The following is a 23,216-nucleotide window of genomic DNA, read 5'->3' as shown; positions in this document are numbered from 1 at the left end:
GGCGCCACAGGAACGTCAATTGTCTGATACGATGGTCTTGCGGCCGCCGCCGGTCAAGATTTCCGCGAAGCCGCCCTTTTCATGGATGGAAAAGACGATGATCGGAATGGAGTTCTCTCGTGCCAGCGCCACGGCGGCAACGTCCATGACGGCGAGGCCCTTTTCGAGCACCTGGCTATGGGTCAATTGCTCGAAGCGGGTCGCATCCGGGAACTTCTTCGGATCGGCGGAATAAATGCCGTCGACCTGCGTGCCCTTGAAGATCGCCTGGGCGCCCATTTCGGCGGCGCGCAGGGCAGCGGCTGAATCAGTGGTGAAAAATGGATTGCCGGTGCCGCCGGCAAAGATCACCACACGGCCGAGCGAGAGGTGATAGAGCGTGGCGCGTTGCGAGAAGCTCTCACAGATCTCCGGCATGGAAATGGCGGAGAGGACCACCGTGTCGATATCGAGCTTGCGCAGCGAGGTCGCCAGCGCCAGAGCGTTGATTATGGTTCCAAGCATGCCCATGTGATCGCCGGTCACACGGTCGCCGCCCTTGGAGGCCACAGCGACGCCACGGAAAATGTTGCCGCCACCGACAACGACGCCGACTTCGACGCCCATTGCGCGCGCCTCTGCAATATCGGAGGCAATCCGGTCGGCGACGGTCACGTCGATACCGAACCCTTGGCTGCCCATCAGAGCTTCGCCGGAGGCCTTGAGCAATACACGCTTGTAGATCGGCTGAGTCATCATGGCTCCTTGAAGTGATCGCGGGGAAGATTGTGAAAGCCGGATACACGAAGGGCATCGCGTTGTCACGCGATGCCCACGGGTTTTCCCGGATATGGTTTCACCTATCTGGGGTATGGTTTCGTTTCGTCAACAGACGAAACGAATTCGATGATCAGCCCTTGGCCACGGCAGCGACTTCAGCGGCGAAGTCGGCCTCTTCCTTCTCGACGCCTTCGCCGAGGAGCAGACGGGCCATGCCAACGACTTCGATCGCAGCGCCAGCGGTCTTTTCAGCTTCCTTGATGGCAGCACCGACCGTCAGGTCCGGGTTGATGACGAAGGCCTGCGAGAGAAGAGCAACTTCCTCGAAGAACTTGCGCATGCGGCCTTCCACCATTTTTTCGATGATGGCTTCCGGCTTTCCGGATTCGCGGGACTGCTCGATGAAGACGTTGCGTTCGCGCTCGGCGACTGCGGCATCGACTTCTTCGGCGCGGATAGCCAGCGGGTTGGTAGCAGCAATGTGCATGGCAACCTGGCGGCCGATCGACGTCAGAACGGCCTTGTCACCAACCGACTTCAGGGCAACCAGAACGCCGAGCTTGCCGATACCGTCACCGGCAGCATTGTGGATGTAGGTCGCCACGACGCCGTGCTCGACTTCAAGCTTGGCCGCACGACGAAGCGTCATGTTCTCGCCGATGGTTGCGATCGCGTCCTTGATGGTGTCGGCGACCGGCTTGCCGGATGCAGGATAGGTCGCAGCCGAAATGGCTTCGACCGTGCCATCGGTGGACAGCGCGACTTCGGCGATGCCGCGAACGAGCTCCTGGAAGGCATCGTTACGGGCAACGAAGTCGGTTTCGGAATTGAGCTCGACGACAACGGCCTTGTGACCGGCGCCAGCAATGGCGACCAGGCCTTCAGCGGCGGTACGGCCGGACTTCTTGTCGGCCTTGGAGATGCCCTTGGCGCGCAGCCAGTCGATCGCTGCTTCGATATCGCCGTTGGTTTCGATAAGCGCCTTCTTGCAGTCCATCATGCCTGCGCCAGACTTTTCGCGCAGTTCCTTCACCAATGCAGCCGTAATCTCGGTCATAAGCTTCCTCTTGTCGGTTCATACGGTGCGGCAAGCGGCTTTGAGCCGAGGCGGCACCGATTTGAGGGACGAAATGTACCCGTAAGTATGACAGCGTTATGAAGCTGCGTCATACTCTGGAATTCTTGATTGGAACATGCCTGGATCTACCGCCCAGGCCATGTGTTCCCTGAAACAGAACAAGGCCGCTCGAACTCCTTGAAGTCGCAAACGGCCTTGTCCCGGATGTCAATACGCTCGGGCGGACAAGTGTCTGTCCGCCGCGGGGCGTGATCAGGCTTCGGTGCCGCCTTCGACCAGGGTCGGCTCGACCGGAGCTTCGATGGAAGCGCCGAGGTCGCGGCCCGATGCGCTCTGCTGGCGAGCGATGCCGTCGATGGCAGCGCGTGCGATCAGGTCGCAGTAGAGAGCGATGGCGCGCGAAGCGTCGTCGTTGCCCGGGATCGGATAGTCGATCAGGTCCGGATCGCAGTTCGAGTCGATGATAGCGACGACCGGGATGCCGAGGCGCTTGGCTTCGTCGATCGCGATCTTTTCCTTGTTGGTGTCGATGATGAACATCAGGTCCGGAGTGCCGCCCATATCGCGGATACCGCCGAGAGCCTTGTCCAGCTTTTCGCGCTCGCGCTCAAGGTTCAGACGTTCCTTCTTGGTGAAGCCCTGGGCGTCGCCGTTGAGGATTTCGTCGAGCTTGCGCAGACGCTGGATGGAGTTCGAAATCGTCTTCCAGTTGGTCATCATGCCGCCGAGCCAGCGGGCGTTGACGTAGTACTGAGCCGAACGCTTGGCGCTGTCGGCGATCAGTTCAGAGGCCTGACGCTTGGTGCCGACGAACAGAACGCGGCCGCCACGGGCAACGGTGTCGCTGACGACCTGCAGAGCGCGGCTCAGCAACGGAACCGTCTGAGCGAGGTCGATGATGTGAATGTTGTTACGATCGCCGAAGATGTACGGCTTCATCTTCGGGTTCCAGCGATGCGTCTGGTGGCCGAAGTGAACGCCAGCTTCCAGAAGCTGACGCATAGAAAAATCGGGCAATGCCATGCCTTTGTATCCTTTTCCGGTTGAACCTCCGCAAGGCGAACAGCATCCTCTTCGAGAATGCCACCGGGCGGAACCATCCGGATTTCTCCCGGACAATCCCATGCCTTACGTGTGGAATGCGGCTGGCCATACATTCGATTCACCGGGAATGCAAGGGCACGGCGGAAAAAAGAGCGATTTGGACAGCTTTGGCCCGACGCTTTACTGGCAAGCCTTGGCGTCGAGCACTTCCAGCTTGGAAAGTTTGCCGGTGAGCACGAAGTCGCCGTAGTCCATGGTGAGGTCGCGGGTGATGCCGTTTTCATAGAGTTTGAACGACATGCGGTAGACCGGTATGGCGTCGCCCCTGGACTTCTCGTTGAAATAGGCAACGGTCACCGGCCAGAATGGCGTCTTGGCAAAGGCGCCTGCCTTGTCGGCATCGGGATCGTCGGTGGCCGGCGTCTCCGACTTGCCGACGACCGTGGTTGCGAGCAACGGCTTGTCGCCATCGTCCGAACCGTCGAAAACCTGGGCCTCAAAGAAATTTTTGCCCAGCTTGGCATTGTGGATGATGTCGAGCATGTGCTCCGTCGGGAAGCGGCTCTGGATGAGTTCGATCTGCCTGGGCTTGGGCTGGGTCAGGTCCACCTTGATGCCCTTCTGATCGTCCGTCGCAGCGCCACGCACGTCCTTGTCGAGCTGATCGTCGGTATAGGACTTGGTCTCGAATCGGAATGTCCGTTTGGCGAGATCCTCGAACGTCGTGGTCTGCTGGTCGCTGAGGCGGGTGGTGTCGCCCGTGTCGATCTGCGTGACGAAGCGGAAATTGGTGGTGAATCCAGTGCAATCGGAACCGTCGAACTCATAGACCATGCGGCCGAACATGCCGGCAATGCCGGAGCGGTCGGTGGCGTCCTTGAGTTCGAGATCGTAGACGGCGCGATGCGCGATCAGCCCGCTCGGACCAGCCGCATAGGCTACTGGTGCGCCCAGAGATGCGATGCCCAAACTCGAAACAATAACGGCGGCAAGACTCGAGCGGAACATTCATTATCTCCTGTTGGACTCGCACGCGATGTTATAAGAACGCTTTCGGCTAAAACGAGGCCGCCGGTCCCTTATATGGGAATTTAATCTTGATGCCGGATTTTTGAAGGTTTTACAACAAAACGGGAGATGAAAATGTCCAACGCTATCGAGGGTCGTCTGAAGGAGCTTGGCATCGTCCTGCCGCAAGCCGCTGCACCGGCTGCGAATTATGTTCCCTATGTCATCAGCGGCAACCTTCTTTATCTCTCGGGACAGCTGCCGATGGAAAACGGCAAGGTCGGCGTTACCGGCCATCTTGGCAAGGATGTCGACGTTGCCGGTGGCCAGCGCGCCGCCGAGCTTTGCGCCATCAATATCCTCGCCCAGGCGAAAGCCGCCCTGGACGGCGATCTCAGCCGCATCAAGCGCCTGATCAAGCTGAACGGCTTCGTCGCTTCGGTGCCCGAGTTCGTCGAACAACATCTTGTGATCAACGGCGCCTCTAATCTTCTGGCAAATGTACTCGGCGAGGCCGGCAAGCACGCACGCGCCGCCGTCGGCATGGCTGCGCTGCCGCTGAACGCCGCCGTCGAGATCGATGCCATTCTGGAAATCGCATAATGAGCAAGCTTGCCTGGCTGACTGAACGTCCCGTCGCCCATCGCGGCTATCACGACATGAACAAGCAGGTCTGGGAAAACACGCTATCGGCCTTCTCCCGGGCGATCGAGGCGGGTTTTGCCATCGAATGCGATCTGCATTATGCCTCGGACGGCGTCCCGGTCGTCTTTCACGATGACGACCTGCAGCGCGTCTGCAATCTTCCCGTCGAAGTGCGCGACCGCACGTCGGGCGAACTCGGCCTGCTGTCGATCGGCGGCACCAAGGACAAGATCCCGACGCTGAAGCAGCTCCTGCGGCTCTGCGACGGCAAGGTGCCGCTGGTGCTGGAGCTGAAAGGCCGTGAAGGCGACGATGAGGGCTTTGCAGAAACCGTGCTCGAGGTGCTGGAGGGCTATAAGGGCCATGTGGCGCTGATGAGCTTCGACCATTGGCTGCTCAAGGACCTGAAGGCGCTCGACGCGCCCTACCCGGTCGGCCTGACGGCGGAGGGAAATCAGCCCGAGACGTTTTTTAAGCATGACGAAGCCATGCAGCTTGGGCTAGACTTCATCTCGTATTTCTATGGCCATCTGCCGAACCCATTCATCACGGCGCAGCGCCAGCGCGGCATTCCGGTTATCACCTGGACCGTGCGCGACGAAGCAGCCCGTCAACACACATTTGCCAACGCAGACCAGATGACCTTCGAAGGTTTTGATCCCAGGGAGAGCCCTGCCCTCATTTCATGACAGACGAATTATCCATTCGCGTAGAACGTTCCTTCAAAAATATAGCTCCGGAGGGCTGGTCCAGGCTCGCCGGGGCATCGAGAACGGGTATGCTGCTGCCGTACAACCCGTTCGTCTCGCATGCTTTCCTGTCATCGCTGGAGGAGTCCGGCTCCGCCACCGACAGGACGGGCTGGCTTGGCAACCATCTGCTGCTCGAGACCAATAGCGGCGAGCTCATCGGCGCCGTACCCGGCTATCTCAAGAACCACAGCCAGGGCGAATATGTCTTCGATCATGGCTGGGCCGATGCCTTCGAGCGGGCCGGCGGGCGTTATTATCCAAAATTGCAATGCTCCATCCCCTTCACGCCAGCCACCGGCCCGCGGCTGCTGGTGGCGGAAGGTCAGGATCGCATCGCGATCCAGCCGACGCTGGCCGAAAGCCTGAAGGAAGTGACCCGGCAGATCGGCGTCTCCTCCGCCCACATCACCTTCCTGCCGGAAGACGAGATCTCCGTCTTCGAGACGGATGGCTACCTGCACCGCACCGACCAGCAATTCCATTTCATCAATGATGGCTACGCCAATCACGATGCCTTTCTGGACACGCTGGCGTCACGCAAGCGCAAGGCACTGAAAAAGGAACGCCGCGCCGCTCTCGAGGGCGGCATCAGCATTGACTGGCTGACCGGCAGCGATCTGACCGAAAGCATCTGGGACCAGTTCTTCACCTTCTATATGGATACCGGCAGCCGCAAATGGGGCCGGCCCTACCTCACCCGCAAATTCTATTCGCTGATCGGCGAGCGCATGGCCGATGACATCCTGCTTGTCATGGCCAAGCGCGAGGGCCGCTATGTCGCCGGCGCCATCAATTTCATCGGCGGCGACGCGCTCTATGGCCGGCATTGGGGCTGCATCGAGGACCATCCCTTCCTGCATTTCGAGGTCTGCTATCATCAGGCGATCGATTTCGCGCTTAGCAAAGGGCTGAAGCGGGTCGAGGCCGGCGCGCAGGGAGAACACAAGCTCGCCCGCGGCTATCTGCCGGTCATAACGCATTCGGCGCATTATATCGGCCACCAGGGCCTGCGCCGCGCCGTTGCCGACTATCTCAAGCAGGAGCGCGAACAGGTGGAAGAGATGAGCGAGATCCTGACGGAACACAGCCCCTTCCGCAAAGGCGAGCGGCAGGATAACTAGGGCAATTCCAGGAAAAGTGTGCTGCGGTTTTCCGTCCGGGATTGCGTAAAAACAAAGAGCTAGACAACCATAATCGGAAGACGAGGAGACCCTTCATGACCAGCCCGGCCTATGACACCAACAACATCTTCGCAAAGATCCTGAAGGGCGAAATTCCCTCTGTCCGTGTCTACGAGGACGAGCACACAGTCGCCCTCATGGATGTCATGCCGCAGTCGCCCGGCCACACGCTGGTGCTCCCGAAATCCCCTTCGCGCAACCTGCTCGATGCCGATCCGGCCGCCCTTACGCACCTGATCACGACTGTCCAGAAAGTCGCCGTCGCGGTTCAGGACGCTTTCGATGCCGATGGCGTCTATATCGCCCAGTTCAACGAGCCGGCTGCCGGTCAGACGGTGTTCCATCTGCACTTCCACGTCATTCCGCGCCACGAGGGCATCGCGCTGAAGCCGCATTCGGGCAAGATGGAAGATGGCGCGGTCCTGGCGGAGAATGCCAAGAAGATCATCGAGGCTCTGGGCTGAATTTCAGCCGAAGACGATTACAGCTGTTAAATTCCTTCATAAGAAATACAACATAAACATATGAAAACGGCTGCATTGTTGCCAATGCAGCCGTTCTGTTTTCTCAAGCAGTCGATTACGGCCTACTTGCGCGGCACTTTTGGTACCGTGCCGCCTTTGCGCGGCGACTTGCCTTCCTGCACATCGCTGGCAGGTGCGGTCGTCTTCGGCGAGCGGCGAGCCTCCGAAGTGCTGCCGGCCTTGCCGACGCGGCTTCTGGTCTTGACGGTATCGCCGTCATCCTCTTCCACTTCGACTACGGCATCGATCACCTCGGCCTCCGGCTTTGGCCGGATCCGCGCGGTCTCGGCGACGGATTCGAGCACGATACCGGTCGTGCCATCTTCCTTTTTGCCGACGGTGACCGTGACGACACCACCCTTCTTCAGCTTGCCGAAGAGGATTTCGTTCGCCAGCGGCTTCTTGATGTTTTCCTGGATGACACGCGCCAGTGGACGGGCGCCCATCTTTTCATCGTAGCCCTTCTCAGACAGCCATGCGATCGCATCTTCGTGCAAATCGAAGGTAACGTTCCGTTCGGAAAGCTGAGCCTCCAGCTGCATGATGAACTTCTGCACGACCTTGTGGATGACGACGGTCGGCAGCGGCGCGAACGGAATGGTCGCATCCAGACGGTTGCGGAATTCCGGGGTGAAGAGCCGGTTGAGAGCCTCTTCATCCTCGCCCGTGCGCTTGGCAGAGCCGAAGCCAATAGCAGCCTTGGCCATTTCCGATGCGCCCGCATTGGTCGTCATGATCAGGATGACGTTGCGGAAATCGATCTTCTTGCCGTTGTGGTCGGTCAGCGAGCCATGGTCCATGACCTGCAGCAGGATATTGAAGATATCCGGATGCGCCTTCTCGATTTCGTCGAGCAGGACGACACTATGCGGATGCTGGTCGACACCGTCAGTCAGCAGCCCGCCCTGATCGAAGCCGACATAGCCGGGAGGTGCGCCGAGCAGACGGGAAACCGTGTGACGCTCCATATATTCCGACATGTCGAAGCGCAGCAATTCGACCCCAAGCGACGAAGCAAGCTGCTTGGCGACTTCCGTCTTGCCGACGCCCGTGGGACCCGAGAAGATGTAGCAGCCGATCGGCTTGTTCGGTTCGCGCAGACCCGCACGAGCAAGCTTGATCGCAGTCGACAGAGCCTCGATCGCGGTGTCCTGACCGTAGACGACGGAGCGCAGTTCCTGTTCGAGATTGGCAAGGACCATCTCGTCGTCCTTGGAAACCGTCTTCGCCGGAATGCGCGCCATCGTCGCGATGGTGACCTCGATCTCCTTCTCGGTGATCAGCTTGCGACGCTTCGACGGTGGCAGCAGCATTTGCGCCGCGCCGGTTTCGTCGATGACGTCGATCGCCTTGTCCGGCAGCTTACGGTCCGAGATATAGCGAGCCGACAGTTCGACCGCCGACTTGATGGCGTCATTCGTGTAGCGCAGGTGATGATACTCTTCGAAATAGGGCTTCAGGCCCTTCATGATTTCGATGGCATCCTCGATGCTCGGCTCGTTGACGTCGATCTTCTGGAAGCGGCGGACGAGTGCCCGGTCCTTCTCGAAGAACTGGCGATATTCCTTGTAGGTGGTCGAACCGATGCAGCGGATCGCACCCGAAGACAGGGCTGGCTTCAGCAAGTTCGACGCATCCATCGCGCCGCCGGAGGTCGCGCCGGCACCGATGACGGTATGGATCTCATCGATGAACAGCACGGCGCCGGGATATTCTTCCAGCTCCTTGACGACCTGCTTCAGCCGCTCTTCGAAATCGCCGCGATAACGGGTGCCAGCGAGCAGCGTGCCCATGTCGAGCGAAAAGATCGTGGCATCGGCCAGGGCTTCCGGAACCTTGCCCTCGACGATGCGCTTGGCAAGACCTTCGGCAATCGCCGTCTTGCCGACGCCGGGATCGCCGACATAGAGCGGATTGTTCTTCGAACGGCGGCACAGCACCTGGATGGTGCGGTTAACCTCCGAATGACGACCGATCAACGGATCGATCTTGCCGTTCTTGGCCTTCTCGTTGAGATTAACGCAATAGGCCTTCAGCGCATCCTGCTGTTTCTTGTTACCGCTCTCCTCCTGCTCGCCGCGGGAGGTCGGCTTGCTCTCGGATTCGCTATCTTCGGCGCCGCGCGGCGTGCGGGTCTGGGAGGCCCCCGGACGCTTGCCGATACCGTGAGAAATGTAGTTGACCGCGTCGTAGCGGGTCATTTCCTGCTCCTGCAGGAAGAAGGCCGCATGGCTTTCCCGTTCCGCGAAAATCGCGACGAGAACGTTGGCGCCCGTCACTTCCTCGCGGCCCGAGGATTGGACATGGATGACGGCACGCTGGATGACGCGCTGGAAGCCGGAGGTCGGCTTCGAGTCCTCGTCATAACCAGTGATCAGGTTTGAAAGTTCATTATCGACGTATTCAGTCAGCGTCTTACGGAGCGCGTCGAGATCAACATTGCACGCGCCCATGACAGCTGCGGCATCGGCATCGTCAACCAAGGCCAATAGCAGATGTTCCAGCGTGGCATATTCGTGATGCCGCTCATTCGCGTAGGTCAGTGCCTGATGCAGCGCCTTCTCAAGACTAGGCGAAAATGTTGGCACGTTCAGATCCTCACTTCTTTTCCATAACACATTGCAGCGGATGCTGGTGTTGCCGGGCAAAATCCATCACCTGGCTTACCTTCGTTTCAGCTACTTCATATGTGAATATCCCGCATTCGCCGACGCCGTGGTTGTGGACATGAAGCATAATGCGGGTGGCACTCTCGAGATCCTTTTGGAAGAAACGCTCCAGGATGTGGATCACAAATTCCATGGGCGTGTAGTCGTCGTTCAAAAGCAGCACGCGGTAGAGATTGGGTTTCTTGGTTTTAGCCTTGGTGCGCGTGATCACCGAGGTTCCGCGATTGCCGTTATCCCCGTTCCTTTCGCTGTCTTTTTGCATCCGGATCGGCTCAGCGATCATTTCATTCATTCCTCAAATCATCCGGCAGAAGCTATCGCATTCCGACTTGGTAAACTGGATTGGGTAACTGACTCGGCCGGGCCGGATATCCGAACCTCTAACGTAGTTCATATTGGCGCGATTTTAAGCCCCCTGCCGAACACTGCAATCACTATTCGTTGCCAAAACGGGCAATGATCAAAAAAGTCGTGGCCGCAGTCCAACCGAAACCGATAATCGAAAACGTAAAAGACCGGCCGCGCGTCGCGCAACCGGTCTTTCCTGAAATTGCCAGCGATAAGCGAAACGCTTATGCGGAAGGCGCAACCGAAGAGGCAGCCTTGCCTGCAGCCTTCGTGGCAGCGGCAATCGGCGCTTCGAAAGGCTTATAAGCGGACTTGGCGAGATCGGCGTACATTTCGCCCAGCTTGGTCGCCTCGGCGACGAAGCTTTCATAAGAGGACTTCACGAAGCTGGTCTGCAACTCGAAAGCCGCTTCGAAGCTCTTGACGCCGGCGAGCGTCTCGAAATGAGAAACGCCGTCCTGGAACGACTTCTTGGAATATTCGGCGGTTTCAGCGGCAATCGCCTGAAAGCCTTTGTTGACATCGGTATAGTTCTTCAGCGCCGTGTCGATCGCTTCCTTGCCCTTTTTATTGGCTTCATCGAAATTGAACATGTTTTCTCCGTCCCTTTGCTGATTGGCCGATAGTCGGTCTAGCGAGGGAAAACTTAAATGCAGCGCACAAATAGTCAAGTAGTCTTGTGCGTCGCAATATCTATTTAAGATTGCATTTCCGGCAGAGACGCAGCAATGGCTGAGGAGGCCGCGGGGCATCCTTCTGATTTTGCTAAAATATATCAAGCAAGTTGCAACTGCAGGCTTTGGGAGAAAAATTCTTCCTTGCCGGAAAAATCCAGACTCCAGCCAAAATCACGCCGAATTCGGTTCGAAATGACGAGCATTTGGATTGTTTTCGAGCGATTACTCAAAAAAAGAGCCGCATTTCAATGAAAATGCGACTCTCTGCGAGATCGGTACACTATCGGAAACCTAGGTACGGACTAGAGATCCATATCCAGGATTGCCATGGAGAAGTTGTAGGAACGGTCGCCGTCTTCGTCATCGATATAGACAACGCCCAGGAACTCTTCACCGAGATAGACTTCCGCGGAATCGTTCTTGCGCGGACGGGCCTTGACCACCATCTGCGGGTTGAACGTACGTTTGAAATAGGCGTCGAGCTTCTTGATTTCGTCAGGCTTCACAATTTATCTCCGCGAGGAATCTCAGGTTGGCCGCTTCTTGCATAGGAAAAGCGGCAGTGTAAAGACCGGAAGCGCGCCTTCCACCCTGGCCGGCGCCGCAAAATCCTGAACGCTAAACAGGATTTTCCTTAGATTCCGGCGCCCATGATCTGGTCGACGATGATCTTTTCGGCAAGGAGCTGATCCATGGAGCGGGAGGGCTCAGAACAGCCTGCTTCCCCAACCACCTTGGCCGGCACGCCGGCGACCGTCGTCTTCGGCGGCACTTCCTTCAGCACCACCGAGCCCGCGGCGATGCGCGAGCAATGGCCGATCTGGATATTACCGAGAATTTTCGCGCCAGCGCCGATCAGCACGCCGTGGGCGATCTTCGGGTGACGGTCGCTGCCTTCCTTTCCGGTGCCACCAAGGGTAACGCCATGCAGGATCGAGACATTGTCGCCGATGACAGCGGTTTCGCCAACGACCAGACCGGTCGCGTGATCGAGGAAGATGCCCTTGCCGATGCGCGCAGCCGGGTTGATGTCGGTCTGGAAAACGCTTGAAGAGCGGCTCTGCAGATAAAGCGCGAAATCGCGGCGGCCGCGATTGAGCAGCCAATGCGCCAGACGATGGGTCTGGAGCGCATGGAAACCCTTGAAGTAAAGGACCGGCTCCAGAAAACGCAGGCAGGCGGGATCGCGATCATAAATGGCCTGGATATCGACACGCAGGATCGAGCCCCATTCCGGCCAGTCGGACAGCATTTCCTCGAAAGTCTGGCGCAGCAGAATGCCCTGCATGTCCGGATGATCGAGACGCTCGCAGATCCGATAGATGACGCATTCTTCCAGCGACCGGTGATTGATGATCGTGGAATAGAGGAAGGCGGCCAGAAGCGGATCCCGATCGGCGGCTGCGCGAGCTTCCTCGCGCATGCTGTCCCAGATGGGGTCGACGACCTTGAGTGAGCCTAAGCCTTCGACCGGGCGAATGTCCGTTGCTGCGACCATTGGCGGTCTCCTGATTTCCTATTGGTGGGACATTATATAGAGTAAAAGTCCGACAACATAAATGGGTTAGGCACGTATGAGTTTCGAGCGTGATTTTGCCGGCGGTCTCCTGCGCATAAGCTGCAGCGATGCGGTCGGAACGCTTACCATCGACAATCCCGGCCGCAAGAATGCCGTCACCGCAGCGATGTGGCGTGCCATACCCCAGGCCATCCGCGCCTTGACCGATGAAGCCCACGCACATGTGATCATCATGCGCGGCGGCGGCCAGGATTTTTCTGCCGGCGCCGACATCAGCGAATTCGATAGTCTGCGCAAGAATGCGGAAACTGCCATCGCCTATGAGGCGCTAAACAGCGACGCCTTCACCGCCATCCGCCATTGCAGGGTGCCGACGATCGCAGCGATCCGCGGCATCTGCTACGGCGGCGGCTTCGGCATCGCGGCCGCCTGCGACCTGCGCGTCGCCGAGGAAGGCGCGCGCTTCTCTGTGCCCGCCGTCCGTCTCGGCATCGCCTACCCCGCCGATGCGGTGCAGGATATCGTCAATGCGCTCGGACCGCAGATGGCCAAGGTCGCCCTGTTCACCGGCGCACCGATGCCGGCCGGCAAGATGGTTACGGCCGGTTTCCTGCTGGAAGAGGTCGCAGCCGATGCCTTCGACAGCGAGGTCGCGGCGCTTGCCCATGCGATCGCCGCCAATGCGCCGATCGCACTGCATGCCTCAAAGCTGGCGGTGCGGGCCGTCGTCGAACAGGATAGCGACCTTCTGCGGGAAGCGGAGGTTATCGGCGCCGAGACTTTCGATAGCGCCGACTATGCCGAAGGCCGCGCCGCCTTCGCCGCAAGGCGCAAACCGCATTTCACCGGCAAGTGACTTGACCTATCAATCGGCCAGCCGCTCGTAGAACTCCAGGACGGCCTTCTTGAACAGCTTGTCGCCGACGGCGAGCATGTGGTCGCGGTTCGGGATATCCAGGACTTCGGCATGCGGAATCAGCGCGGCAAGTTCCTGCGCCGAGCCGGCAATGTCGTCCTTGGTGCCGACGGCGATCAGGGTCGGCTGTTCCACCTTCGCGACATCTTCTCTGGCAGCGAGATCGCGCGAGCCCTTGATGCAGGCAGCCAGCGCCTGGCGGTCGCTCTTGGTCTGGTCGGCAAAGGCGCGGAACATGCGGCCGCGCTCGTGCGTGACATCGTCCAGCGACGGCGCCAGCAGCGCATCGGCGATCGGATCCCAATCGCCGACACCATCGACCATGCCGATGCCGAGACCGCCGAGGACCAGCGAGCGGACGCGGTCTGGATGCGCCATCGCCAGGAATGTCGAGACGCGCGCGCCCATCGAATAGCCCATGACATGGGCTTCGGGAATGCCGAGATGATCGAGCAGAGCGACGGCATCCTCGGCCATGATCCAGGGATGGTAGGCATCGGCATCGTAGGATTTGTCGCTTGCTCCATGACCGCGATTGTCGATGGCGATGACACGATAGCCCGCATCGCCCAGCGTCTTCAGCCATCCCGGATTGACCCAGTTGGCAATCGCGGTCGAGGCAAATCCGTGAATCAGCAGCACCGGCGGGCCGTTCGGATCGCCCTCGTCGAAATAGGCCAGCTTCAGGCCATCATGGGTGAAGTGAGAAAAGGCGGGGACATTCAGATTCATGGCAAGGTCTTTGCAAACATCGTCTCTTTGGCGCCAGACCTTATTTTATCGGCGATATCAGGTGAACCCCGGCCCCACGAAAATCTGTGCGCCGAGCCGGACTTTCGCACTACACAATCGCCAAGAAGGATTATAAAGAAGGGCTACCAAGTCTGGCGCAACATTCATGCCATCCAGGGCAAGACGTATTCGGAGATCATCATGGCCGGCCACAATATTCCCCATTTCCAGAACGACGGCGGTCACCGCGTTATCGAGATCGGCGTGAAGGAATTCATGTGCACCGGCGCCTCGGTCCCCTACGACCATCCGCATATCTTCATCGATCTGGGTGACGAGAGCGAGAAGGTCTGTTCCTATTGCTCGACACTCTATCGCTACAATCCGTCGCTGAAGGCGGATCAGACCAATCCGGCCGGCTGCGTTTTCCAGTTCAAGGCCGCCTGATTCTACGAGACCGGATCGGACATAGCTGAATGCCGATCAAGAGCGCCGCGATCATCGGTGCCGGGATAGCCGGCCTCACGGCGGCGCTGGCGCTGGCAAGGCACGGCATTCGCTCTGAGATTTTCGAACAGGCCGAAGCGCTGACCGAGGTCGGCGCCGGCCTGCAGATCTCTCCCAATGCCTCCCGCATTCTCGACACACTTGGCGTGCTCGATGCGCTTCTGCCTGTCTGGCTGGAGCCGAAGGAAGTGCGGCTGGTCTCCGGCTCGTCTCTCCGACTGATAGCATCCGTTCCCTGCGGCAACTTTGCCAGGGAACGTTGGGGCTCGCCCTATGGCGCGGTGCATCGCGCCACATTGCAAAAGGCGCTGCTCGATGCCGTGACCGCCAATCCGCTCTGCGCGCTGCATCTCGGTCGGCAAGTCGACGCAACGAACCGGCAGGCGCTTGATGCGGCCATCGGCGATAAGGTGGATCTGATCATCGGCGCCGATGGCGTCTGGTCGAAGGTGCGGGCGCTGGTGCCCGGCGGCCCCTCGTCGCTTTTCTCCGGCAACATCGCCTGGCGCTTCACCATCCCCGAGGCCCTGGCTCCGTCCATCCTCGACAGAGCAAGCGTTACCGCATTTCTAGGCGCTTCGGCGCATCTGGTCTGCTATCCGATCCGTGAAAAATCCGCCTTCAATATCGTCGCCAATGCACCCGGAAGCAGCGCCAGCCACGGCTGGGATGCCACCGGCACCAAAGCGCAGCGCGACCATTTACTGCAGCGCTTCTCTGGCTGGAACGGCGCGATCACAAGGATGTTGGAACAGCAGGAGCAGATGAGCTTCTGGCCGCTCTACGAAGCAAGCGTCGGGCGCTGGCACAATGGCAAGGATGTCGTCCTGATCGGCGATGCCGCGCATGCGATGATGCCGTTTGCGGCCCAGGGTGCTGCGATGGCGATCGAGGATGCCTTCGAGCTTGCCGGCATGGTGGCTTCACGTCCGCTTGGCGAAGCGCTCGATCTTCTTGAAAGGCACCGCGCACCACGAATCGCACGCCTGCGCCAGCGCGCCGCCTTCAATCAATTTGCCTATCACGCCCGCGGCCCTGTGCGGCTGGCGCGCGATCTGGTTCTATCCATGCGTCCGCCGCAAAGCCTCGCGGCGGACATGGACTGGATCTATGGCTATCGCGCCATCGGCTAGTCAGACCTCTTTCGCGGCAGCAAAGCCCTTTTCAATATCGGCCTTGATATCGGCGACGTCTTCGAGCCCAATCTGCAGGCGCAATACCGGGCCCTCCGTCGGCGCCTTGGTGACGCGCCGGTCATTGAGCTTGACGTGCAATGCGAGGCTTTCGAAGCCGCCCCAGGAATAGCCGAGACCGAAAATCCTGAGCGCATCGAGGAAGGCATGCGCCTTGGCCTTGAATTTCTCCGGACTGTCGACCGCCAGCACAAAGGAGAAGATGCCGCTCGACCCCTTGAAATCCCGTTTCCAAAGCGCGTGGCTGGGGAAGCTCGGCAGGGCCGGATGCAGGACGCGCGCAACCTCCTCCCGGCCCTCGAGCCATTGCGCGATCGCAAGCGCACTTTCCTGATGCCGCTCCAGCCGCACACCCATGGTGCGCAAACCGCGCAGCACCTGATAGGCATCATCCGGCGCGCCGCAGATGCCGAGCTGACCGTGAGCGTCCAGCAGTTGCTTCCAATGTGTGGCGTTGGCGGAGACTGTTCCCATCAGAATATCGGAGTGGCCGGCCGGATATTTCGTTGCGGCGTGGATCGAGATGTCGACGCCATGATCGAGCGGCTTGAAATAGAGTGGCGTCGCCCAGGTATTGTCCATGGTGACAACGCAGCCGTGCCTGTGAGCGGCAGTCGAAATCGCGGAAATATCCTGCATTTCAAAGGTGTTGGAGCCCGGCGCTTCAGTATGCACCAATTTGGTATTCGGCCTGATCATCTGCTCGATGCCGGCGCCGATCTGCGGATCATAATACTCGACCTCGACGCCGAGACGCTTCAGCATGGTGTCGCAGAAAAAGCGCGTCGGCCCGTAGACCGAATCAACGACCAATGCATGATCGCCGGCGGACAAAAAGGCCAGGAACGGCACGGTGACCGCCGCAAGCCCCGACGGCACGAGGACCGTGCCTGCCGATCCCTCCAGCGCATCGATCGCTTCGCAAAGCGCATCCGTCGTCGGCGTGCCGCGCGTGCCGTAGGTATATTTCTGGTCGTGCGCCTCCATCGTCCGCGCATCGCGGAAGAGCACCGTGGACGCATGAACGACCGGTGGATTGACGAAGCCGTGATAGTCGGAGGGCGAATAACCGATGTGGGCCAAACGGGTATTGATGCCGGCGTTTTGCAGCGGTGTGTCTTTGTCTTTCATGCTTGGATATGCCTTTGGCGCTGTGGGATTTCGATTTGTGGCGGCCAAGTCTGGCGGGGTCAACCCCGAATGGTTCAGCAGTCCCTACTATTACCACCTGCAGAAATACCAAAACGACAGAATTTTACGCCGTTTTCGCGCATTTTTTGACAAAACGCTGCCTAAACTGAAGCCAATTGCCCATTTTAAAGCCGTACCGAGCAAAAATGCCGGAATATTCCTCAATAATTCGGGCAATGTCTTGACCCGAAATGCATTTACGAATGAGATAGGACCACTCGCACCGGGAGGGTGAGGAACACGGTTCTCCGAGAACCTGCTTCGGGAGCGATACATTTTAACTATAAAACAAGAGACAAAGGTTGGGAAAGATGAAAAAGATTGCTCTGTCCGCATTCCTCGGAGCGGCAGCATTGGCATACAGCGTTTCTGGCGCGTCTGCATCGACGCTGAGCGATGTGAAGGCCAAGGGCTTCGTCCAATGCGGCGTGAATACCGCCCTTCTTGGGTTCTCACAGCCCGACGCCTCTGGCAACTATTCCGGTTTTGACGTCGACATGTGCAAGGCTGTCGCTGCGGCTGTCTTCGGAGACGTGACCAAGGTCAAGTACACTGCCCTCAGCTCAAAGGATCGCTTCACCGCCTTGCAGTCCGGCGAAATCGACCTCTTGTCGCGTAACACGACCTGGACCCTCAACCGCGATACGGCGCTCGGTCTCAACTTCCGCCCGGTCACCTATTATGACGGTCAGGGCTTCATGGTCCGCAAGGAACTGAACGTGAAGTCGGCTCTGGAACTCTCCGGTGCCGCCGTCTGCGTGCAGTCGGGAACCACGACGGAACTCAACCTCGCCGACTACTTCAAGTCCAATAACCTTCAGTACAATCCGGTGGTCTTCGACAAGCTTGAAGAAGTCAATGCGGCCTACGACTCCGGTCGTTGCGACGTCTACACCACCGACCAGTCCGGCCTCTATTCGTTGCGCCTGACGTTGAAGAACCCCGACGACAACGTCGTTCTGCCGGAGATCATCTCCAAGGAGCCGCTCGGCCCGGCCGTACGCCAAGGTGACGACCAGTGGTTCGATATCGTCACCTGGACCGCCTATGCTCTGATCAACGCCGAAGAATTCGGCATCACGCAGAAGAACGTCGATGAGATGAAGAGCTCGGCGAACCCGGACATCAAGCGCTTCCTCGGTGCAGAACAGGGCTCGACCCTCGGCACGGATATGGGCCTGACCAACGACTGGGCCTACAACGTCATCAAGGGCGTCGGCAACTACGGTGAAGTCTTCGACCGCAACATCGGCGCAGGCAGCCCACTGAAGATCGCTCGCGGCCTGAACGCGCTCTGGAACAAGGGCGGCATCCAGTACGCACCGCCGGTCCGCTAAGCCAGCGACCTGATTATTCGAGGAAGGCGGGAACCGCCTTCCTCATCTAATATAACAAGCCCGAACGGGCACACCGGGGAAAAGCTCTGCATGGCAATAACCACGAATTCGCCCGAGGGCGAACGCTCTTTCGCATCGGCGATATATAATCCCAAAGTCCGCGGCCTGTTCTATCAGGTCCTTACTGTTATCATTCTGGTGGCGGCGGCCTGGTTCATCGTCCAAAACATCATCGACAATCTGCGTGCATCGAACCAGTCTTTCGGCTTCAGCTTCCTCACGGGGCGCGCCGGCTTCAATCTCGGGCAAGCGCTGCTTCCCTTTTCGAGCGATTCCACCAATACCCAAGCGCTGATTGTCGGCCTGCTCAATACGATCGTCATTTCGATATGCGGCATCATCGCCGCGACGATCATCGGTTTCCTCATCGGCATCGGGCGGCTTTCGAAGAACTGGTTGATTGCCAAGCTTTGCCAGGCCTATGTCGAGCTTTTCCGCAACATCCCACCGCTGCTGGTCATCTTCTTCTGGTACAGTGGCGTTCTGGTATTGTTGCCTCAGGCACGCGACGCCCTGCACCTGCCGTTTTCCAGCTACCTCAGCAATCGCGGCCTCGCCTTTCCGAGCCCGATCTTCGGCGCTGGGATGTGGGCTGTCGGCGCGGCCATCGTCATCGCCATCGTCGCCGTCTTCTTCCTGGCACGCTGGGCACACAGACGCCAGGCAGCCACCGGCCAGCAGTTCCACACCATCTGGGTGTCGATCGCCCTCATCGTCGGCTTGCCACTTCTGACCTTCCTCGTCTCCGGCAGACCGCTCTCCTTCGACTACCCCGTTGCCGGAAAATTCAATCTGACGGGCGGCTTCGTCGTCGGGCCGGAATTCATTTCCCTGTTCCTTGCGCTTTCCTTCTATACCGCCTCCTTCATCGCCGAAATCGTGCGCGGCGGCATTCGCGGCGTAGCAAAGGGACAATCGGAAGCAGCCAGCGCACTCGGTTTGCGTTCTTCTGCCATCACCCGGCTTATCGTCATTCCGCAGGCGCTGCGCATCATCATTCCGCCGTTGACCAGCCAATATCTAAACCTGACGAAGAACTCGTCGCTCGCGATCGCCATCGGCTATGCTGATCTCGTTGCCGTCGGCGGCGTCATTCTCAATCAGTCCGGCCGCGCCATCGAGGTCGTCATCATCTGGATGATCGTCTACCTCACATTGAGCATCGTCACCTCGCTGTTCATGAACTGGTTCAACGCCAAGATGGCTCTGGTGGAGAGATAATATGTCCAATACGAACCATAGTTTTGTGAGCAAAACCCTTCTTCCGCCGCAGCAGGCTCCGGCCAACGAGAAGGGTGTTGGGCACTGGATCAAAAAGAACCTGCTGGCGACGCCGAAGGACATGGTGTTGACCGTCCTCGCCATCGCCTTCCTCGCATGGGCCATTCCGCATATCGTCAACTGGCTGTTCATCCAGGCGGCCTGGACCGGCGCCGATCGCACTTTCTGCGCAACGACGATACAGGGCGGCACCCAGCCAGACGGCTGGAGCGGCGCATGCTGGGCTTTCGTTGGTGCGAAAATCAACGTCTTCCTGTTCGGTCTTTATCCGCCCGAGGAACGCTGGCGGCCAATACTCGTTATCATTCTTGCTGTTCTTACTATCGCGCCACTGCTGATACCGTCGGTTCCGAGAAAAGGGCTGAATGTCGTCTTGGCGTTCATCGTGCTCCCGATCATGTCGTTCTTCCTGCTTTACGGCGGGTTCGGCCTCGATGTCGTGGAAACCCAGAGATGGGGTGGCCTGATGGTGACGCTGATAGTCTCCTTCGTCGCGATCGCAGTATCAGTTCCGTTCGGCATCGTACTCGCGCTCGGACGCCGCTCGCAAATGCCGGTCATCCGCATGCTGTGCGTCCTCTTCATCGAGGTTATTCGTGGCATTCCGCTGATCACGGTGTTGTTCATGGCCAGCGTCATGCTGCCGCTCTTCCTGCCGCAGGGCTGGACGATCGACAAGCTGCTGCGCGCCGTGATCGGCGTCTCGATCTTCACCTCGGCTTACATGGCCGAAGTCATCCGAGGCGGCCTGCAGGCAGTTCCGAAGGGCCAATTCGAGGGTGCCGATTCGCTCGGCCTCGGCTATTGGCAGAAGATGCGGCTGATCGTTCTGCCGCAGGCGATCAAGCTGGTCATCCCCGGCATCGTCAACACCTTCATAGGCATGTTCAAGGACACGTCGCTGATCTCGATCATCAACATGTTCGATCTGCTCGGCATCGTCCGCCAGAATTTCTCCGATCCGAATTGGGCAAGTCCGGTGACACCGGTCACCGGTCTCATTTTTGCCGGCTTCGTATTCTGGCTTTTCTGCTTCGCCATGTCGCGTTATTCAGGTTTCATGGAACGCCATCTCGACACTGGCCACAAACGATAAAAACTGAGGGAAAATAATATGGCTGATGCCCAACCGAAAAAACTGACCATTTCCGATACGGAAGTCGCGGTTGAAATGATCAACATGAACAAGTGGTACGGCGATTTTCACGTACTGCGCGACATCAACCTCAAGGTCATGCGCGGCGAACGCATCGTCATAGCCGGCCCGTCGGGCTCGGGCAAATCGACGATGATCCGCTGCATCAACCGGCTGGAAGAGCACCAGAAGGGCAACATCTTCGTCGACGGCACCGAGCTCACCAACGATCTGAAGAAGATCGACGAAGTGCGCCGCGAAGTCGGCATGGTGTTCCAGCACTTCAACCTCTTCCCGCATCTGACGATCCTGGAAAATTGCACGCTGGCACCGATCTGGGTGCGCAAGATGCCGAAGAAGCAGGCGGAAGAAATCGCCATGCACTTCCTCACCCGCGTCAAGATCCCGGAACAGGCGAAGAAATATCCGGGCCAGCTTTCCGGCGGTCAGCAGCAGCGCGTGGCGATCGCCCGCTCGCTGTGCATGAACCCGAAGATCATGCTGTTCGATGAGCCGACCTCGGCGCTCGACCCGGAAATGATCAAGGAAGTGCTCGACACCATGGTGGGTCTCGCCGAAGAAGGCATGACCATGCTCTGCGTCACCCACGAAATGGGCTTCGCGCGCCAGGTCGCCAACCGCGTGATCTTCATGGACCAGGGCCAGATCGTCGAACAGAACTCCCCGAAGGAGTTCTTTGATAATCCGCAGCACGAGCGCACCAAGCTGTTCCTCAGCCAGATCCTGCACTGATCCGGAAATTACTGAACAATCAGAACCCGCCGGCTGTAACCCCGCCGGCGGGTTTTCTATTTGATGCGGCTTATCCGGCCATCGTCGCCATTAACCATCTTGACACCCGGAACAAACGAGAACATTGTGCGAACAAACAAGGACAAACACAATGGCATCCGGCGAAAAATTCATCATCCTTCCCTACAAGAAGAACCGGGGAAACCTGGTTCCAGGCGAAATGCGACAGGCTTCGAGCGCCGCCGGCGCCGAGAAGATCGCCTCCTCCATGTCCGCCCGCTTCATCGGCGTCGCCGCCTATTCCGTCATGGTCGACGAAGAGACCGGCGACATGACCGCCCCTCGCCTGCTGGCCCGGCACGGCGAGATCGCGGATCTGAATGCTGCCTGATATTGTTCACCAGCCGAGGCGGATATGGCCTCTAGCGCAAAGGCAATGCATAGGTCTGCTTGACGATCTGGCTCGGCACATCGGTCTTGACGTTCTGGATGCCGTTGATCCTCGTCAGGTGGGTTGACTGGAATTGCCGATAGTCATCGAGGTCGGAGACGACGACGCGCAGCAGCGCATCGCTTTCGCCCAGCATGATGTAGCACTCCATCACCTGCGGCAGCCTCTTCATCGCTGCCATGAAGTGATCGATGGTCTCAGCATCCTGGGCTGTGAGCCAGACGCGGGTAAACATCGAGAGGGGCAGGCCCGCCTTGACTGGATCGACCACCGCCACGTAGCGGTCGATGATGCCGGCCTCCTCAAGCAGCTTGACCCGTCGCAGACAGGGTGAAGGTGACAGGCCCACTTCCTTTGCCAGTTCGATATTCTGGAGACGCCCATCGCGCTGCAGGGCACGCAAGATACGCTTGTCGATATCATCCAACCGCATTGGCATTCCCTACCAATAATCTGACCAATCGGAATTCTGATGCCAATTAATCAGCAAAAATTGGCGTCTTCGCAACCCGGTTGCGCGCCTTTACTCCTACGATGCCAATCATGGAGAACACAAATCTGCTTTTCTTCGCGGCCACCGTGCTGCCGCTCATCTGCACTCCCGGGCCGGATATGCTGTTCGTGGCATCGCAAACCCTGTCGGGCGGTGCCGTGGCCGGGTTGCGGGCAACGGCCGGCGTCTGCATCGGCTATGTGGTGCACTCCGCTCTCGTGGCACTCGGCGTGGCCGCCATCATCGCCGCCTCGCCGGCGCTCTTTACAGCTCTTCGCTGGATGGGCATCATCTATTTGGTTTATCTTGCAGCCCGGCTGATCGGCTCATCGATGACATCCGGCAAAATCACGCTATCGGCAGCGGCCAGCACAAACCAGCTTCAGCGAGGTTTCCTGACGGCCGTCCTCAACCCCAAAGGCATGATGATCTACTTCGCCATCCTGCCGCAATTCATGCAGCACCAGGGCAACATCGCGCTGCAGGCATCCATCCTTTCAGCCATCTTCATCGGACTATGCGCCGCCGTCTACACGATCCTCAGTTTTACGATCGCCACAGTCGGCGCACGCGCACGCTTCAATGATCGCCGCCGGCGATGGATCGATGGAATAGCTGGCGGTCTTTTACTTGTCGCAGCCGGCAGGCTGGCCGCCTGAAAAGGCATATAGCGCACCGCCACGAACGCGATATACTGTCGACGGCTGCGCAGGACGCAGTTTTCACGAGGCGTTGGGGAACGGGGCGTGAAGAAGAGCGACAGGATAGTCATGACACTTGCGCTTCTGGGCGCAGCGATCATCGTCATAAAAATGATCGGGGCGATGTCCGGATACGATCTGATCGAGATGGCTGTCAATGCGACCAGGCCAGCGGATAGCGGCGGCTGGCTCGCGGCGACACGCTGACGCGTGTCACCTATGCGTCGGGAATGGACAAAGTGTCCTTCCCGAGAGAGGGGTG

27 protein-coding genes are annotated in these 23,216 nt (G+C 58.9%); 15 read left to right on the top strand and 12 right to left on the bottom strand.

What is annotated here, in order from left to right:
- Positions 1-15 precede the first annotated feature (15 nt).
- From pyrH to PMI03_RS12000, 4 genes are all read right to left on the bottom strand, one after another.
- Positions 16-738, bottom strand: a complete 723-nt coding sequence (gene pyrH / locus PMI03_RS12015) for a UMP kinase (protein WP_034518329.1) — start codon at positions 736-738, stop codon at positions 16-18.
- A 151-nt stretch (positions 739-889) separates the two neighbouring features.
- The gene (gene tsf / locus PMI03_RS12010) at positions 890-1,816 is read right to left on the bottom strand and encodes a translation elongation factor Ts (RefSeq protein ID WP_007693408.1); all 927 of its coding nucleotides are present in this window, start codon (positions 1,814-1,816) and stop codon (positions 890-892) included.
- A 273-nt stretch (positions 1,817-2,089) separates the two neighbouring features.
- A complete protein-coding gene (gene rpsB / locus PMI03_RS12005) occupies positions 2,090-2,860 on the bottom strand; it encodes a 30S ribosomal protein S2 (RefSeq protein WP_007693406.1) in 771 nt (256 codons plus the stop codon).
- 201 nt (positions 2,861-3,061) lie between these two features.
- A complete protein-coding gene (locus PMI03_RS12000) occupies positions 3,062-3,889 on the bottom strand; it encodes a cell envelope integrity EipB family protein (protein ID WP_007693404.1) in 828 nt (275 codons plus the stop codon).
- A 135-nt stretch (positions 3,890-4,024) separates the two neighbouring features.
- Here PMI03_RS12000 and PMI03_RS11995 point away from each other — a divergent pair, with 135 nt between their 5' ends.
- From PMI03_RS11995 to PMI03_RS11980, 4 genes are all read left to right on the top strand, one after another.
- Positions 4,025-4,492, top strand: coding sequence for a RidA family protein (locus PMI03_RS11995; RefSeq protein WP_007693402.1), 468 nt, complete (start codon positions 4,025-4,027; stop codon positions 4,490-4,492).
- Positions 4,492-5,223 (top strand): glycerophosphodiester phosphodiesterase, encoded by a 732-nt coding sequence (locus PMI03_RS11990; RefSeq protein WP_007693401.1) that lies wholly within the window; start codon positions 4,492-4,494, stop codon positions 5,221-5,223. Before PMI03_RS11995 ends, PMI03_RS11990 begins: the two co-directional genes overlap by 1 nt.
- Entirely contained in the window at positions 5,220-6,407 is a 1,188-nt protein-coding gene (locus tag PMI03_RS11985; protein WP_007693400.1) for a GNAT family N-acetyltransferase, read from the top strand. The genes PMI03_RS11990 and PMI03_RS11985 overlap by 4 nt, the downstream gene beginning before the upstream one ends.
- Before the next feature lie 95 nt (positions 6,408-6,502).
- Positions 6,503-6,931, top strand: coding sequence for an HIT family protein (locus tag PMI03_RS11980; RefSeq protein ID WP_007693399.1), 429 nt, complete (start codon positions 6,503-6,505; stop codon positions 6,929-6,931).
- Positions 6,932-7,053: 122 nt separating this feature from the next.
- Here the strand turns inward: PMI03_RS11980 and clpA are convergent, their stop codons facing one another.
- From clpA to cysE, 5 genes are all read right to left on the bottom strand, one after another.
- Positions 7,054-9,579 carry an ATP-dependent Clp protease ATP-binding subunit ClpA gene (clpA, locus tag PMI03_RS11975; RefSeq protein ID WP_007693398.1) on the bottom strand — a complete coding sequence of 842 codons (2,526 nt, stop codon included), beginning with the start codon at positions 9,577-9,579 and terminating at the stop codon, positions 7,054-7,056.
- 10 nt (positions 9,580-9,589) lie between these two features.
- The gene (gene clpS / locus PMI03_RS11970) at positions 9,590-9,943 is read right to left on the bottom strand and encodes an ATP-dependent Clp protease adapter ClpS (RefSeq protein ID WP_007693397.1); all 354 of its coding nucleotides are present in this window, start codon (positions 9,941-9,943) and stop codon (positions 9,590-9,592) included.
- A gap of 289 nt (positions 9,944-10,232) precedes the next feature.
- Entirely contained in the window at positions 10,233-10,601 is a 369-nt protein-coding gene (locus PMI03_RS11965; protein ID WP_007693396.1) for a phasin family protein, read from the bottom strand.
- A gap of 386 nt (positions 10,602-10,987) precedes the next feature.
- Positions 10,988-11,191: a DUF3126 family protein gene (locus tag PMI03_RS11960; protein WP_007693395.1), complete on the bottom strand. Its 204-nt coding sequence runs from the start codon at positions 11,189-11,191 to the stop codon at positions 10,988-10,990.
- Positions 11,192-11,319: 128 nt separating this feature from the next.
- Positions 11,320-12,183 carry a serine O-acetyltransferase gene (gene cysE / locus PMI03_RS11955; protein ID WP_007693393.1) on the bottom strand — a complete coding sequence of 288 codons (864 nt, stop codon included), beginning with the start codon at positions 12,181-12,183 and terminating at the stop codon, positions 11,320-11,322.
- A 76-nt stretch (positions 12,184-12,259) separates the two neighbouring features.
- Between cysE and PMI03_RS11950 the strand changes: the two genes are divergently transcribed.
- On the top strand, positions 12,260-13,060 hold the full coding sequence (locus PMI03_RS11950; RefSeq protein WP_007693391.1) for an enoyl-CoA hydratase-related protein: 801 nt from the start codon (positions 12,260-12,262) through the stop codon (positions 13,058-13,060).
- Positions 13,061-13,069: 9 nt separating this feature from the next.
- On the opposite strand, the gene PMI03_RS11945 is transcribed toward PMI03_RS11950, so the two are convergent.
- Positions 13,070-13,852, bottom strand: coding sequence for an alpha/beta fold hydrolase (locus PMI03_RS11945; protein ID WP_007693389.1), 783 nt, complete (start codon positions 13,850-13,852; stop codon positions 13,070-13,072).
- 201 nt (positions 13,853-14,053) lie between these two features.
- On the opposite strand from PMI03_RS11945, the gene PMI03_RS11940 reads away from it, so the two are divergent.
- Both PMI03_RS11940 and PMI03_RS11935 read left to right on the top strand, forming a co-directional pair.
- Positions 14,054-14,299: a zinc-finger domain-containing protein gene (locus tag PMI03_RS11940; protein ID WP_007693387.1), complete on the top strand. Its 246-nt coding sequence runs from the start codon at positions 14,054-14,056 to the stop codon at positions 14,297-14,299.
- Positions 14,300-14,328: 29 nt separating this feature from the next.
- Positions 14,329-15,492, top strand: coding sequence for an FAD-dependent monooxygenase (locus PMI03_RS11935; RefSeq protein ID WP_007693385.1), 1,164 nt, complete (start codon positions 14,329-14,331; stop codon positions 15,490-15,492).
- Here the strand turns inward: PMI03_RS11935 and PMI03_RS11930 are convergent, their stop codons facing one another.
- Positions 15,493-16,683: a cystathionine beta-lyase gene (locus PMI03_RS11930; protein ID WP_007693384.1), complete on the bottom strand. Its 1,191-nt coding sequence runs from the start codon at positions 16,681-16,683 to the stop codon at positions 15,493-15,495. It abuts the gene before it with no gap.
- A gap of 37 nt (positions 16,684-16,720) precedes the next feature.
- Between PMI03_RS11930 and PMI03_RS31650 the strand changes: the two genes are divergently transcribed.
- The 6 genes from PMI03_RS31650 to PMI03_RS11905 all read left to right on the top strand — a co-directional run bounded on the left by PMI03_RS31650 (position 16,721) and on the right by PMI03_RS11905 (position 21,700).
- The gene (locus PMI03_RS31650; protein ID WP_141683185.1) at positions 16,721-16,978 is read left to right on the top strand and encodes a hypothetical protein; all 258 of its coding nucleotides are present in this window, start codon (positions 16,721-16,723) and stop codon (positions 16,976-16,978) included.
- 76 nt (positions 16,979-17,054) lie between these two features.
- Positions 17,055-18,080 (top strand): amino acid ABC transporter substrate-binding protein, encoded by a 1,026-nt coding sequence (locus PMI03_RS11925; RefSeq protein WP_007693382.1) that lies wholly within the window; start codon positions 17,055-17,057, stop codon positions 18,078-18,080.
- A gap of 90 nt (positions 18,081-18,170) precedes the next feature.
- Positions 18,171-19,361, top strand: a complete 1,191-nt coding sequence (locus PMI03_RS11920) for an amino acid ABC transporter permease (RefSeq protein WP_007693379.1) — start codon at positions 18,171-18,173, stop codon at positions 19,359-19,361.
- Between the two features lies 1 nt (position 19,362).
- Positions 19,363-20,517: an amino acid ABC transporter permease gene (locus PMI03_RS11915; protein ID WP_007693377.1), complete on the top strand. Its 1,155-nt coding sequence runs from the start codon at positions 19,363-19,365 to the stop codon at positions 20,515-20,517.
- A gap of 18 nt (positions 20,518-20,535) precedes the next feature.
- Positions 20,536-21,309, top strand: a complete 774-nt coding sequence (locus PMI03_RS11910; RefSeq protein ID WP_007693375.1) for an amino acid ABC transporter ATP-binding protein — start codon at positions 20,536-20,538, stop codon at positions 21,307-21,309.
- Positions 21,310-21,460: 151 nt separating this feature from the next.
- Complete coding sequence (locus PMI03_RS11905; protein WP_007693372.1) at positions 21,461-21,700, top strand: hypothetical protein; 240 nt, start codon at positions 21,461-21,463, stop codon at positions 21,698-21,700.
- 31 nt (positions 21,701-21,731) lie between these two features.
- Here PMI03_RS11905 and PMI03_RS11900 read toward each other — a convergent pair whose 3' ends face one another.
- Positions 21,732-22,199 (bottom strand): Lrp/AsnC family transcriptional regulator, encoded by a 468-nt coding sequence (locus tag PMI03_RS11900; protein ID WP_229202583.1) that lies wholly within the window; start codon positions 22,197-22,199, stop codon positions 21,732-21,734.
- Positions 22,200-22,303: 104 nt separating this feature from the next.
- On the opposite strand from PMI03_RS11900, the gene PMI03_RS11895 reads away from it, so the two are divergent.
- Positions 22,304-22,912, top strand: coding sequence for a LysE family translocator (locus PMI03_RS11895; RefSeq protein ID WP_007693368.1), 609 nt, complete (start codon positions 22,304-22,306; stop codon positions 22,910-22,912).
- Positions 22,913-22,999: 87 nt separating this feature from the next.
- On the top strand, positions 23,000-23,161 hold the full coding sequence (locus PMI03_RS31645) for a hypothetical protein (RefSeq protein WP_153510241.1): 162 nt from the start codon (positions 23,000-23,002) through the stop codon (positions 23,159-23,161).
- Positions 23,162-23,216 lie beyond the last annotated feature (55 nt).

This window comes from Rhizobium sp. AP16 (genome assembly GCF_000281735.1).
Taxonomy (GTDB): domain Bacteria; phylum Pseudomonadota; class Alphaproteobacteria; order Rhizobiales; family Rhizobiaceae; genus Rhizobium; species Rhizobium rhizogenes.
This window is presented reverse-complemented; position numbering and strand designations above follow the sequence as displayed.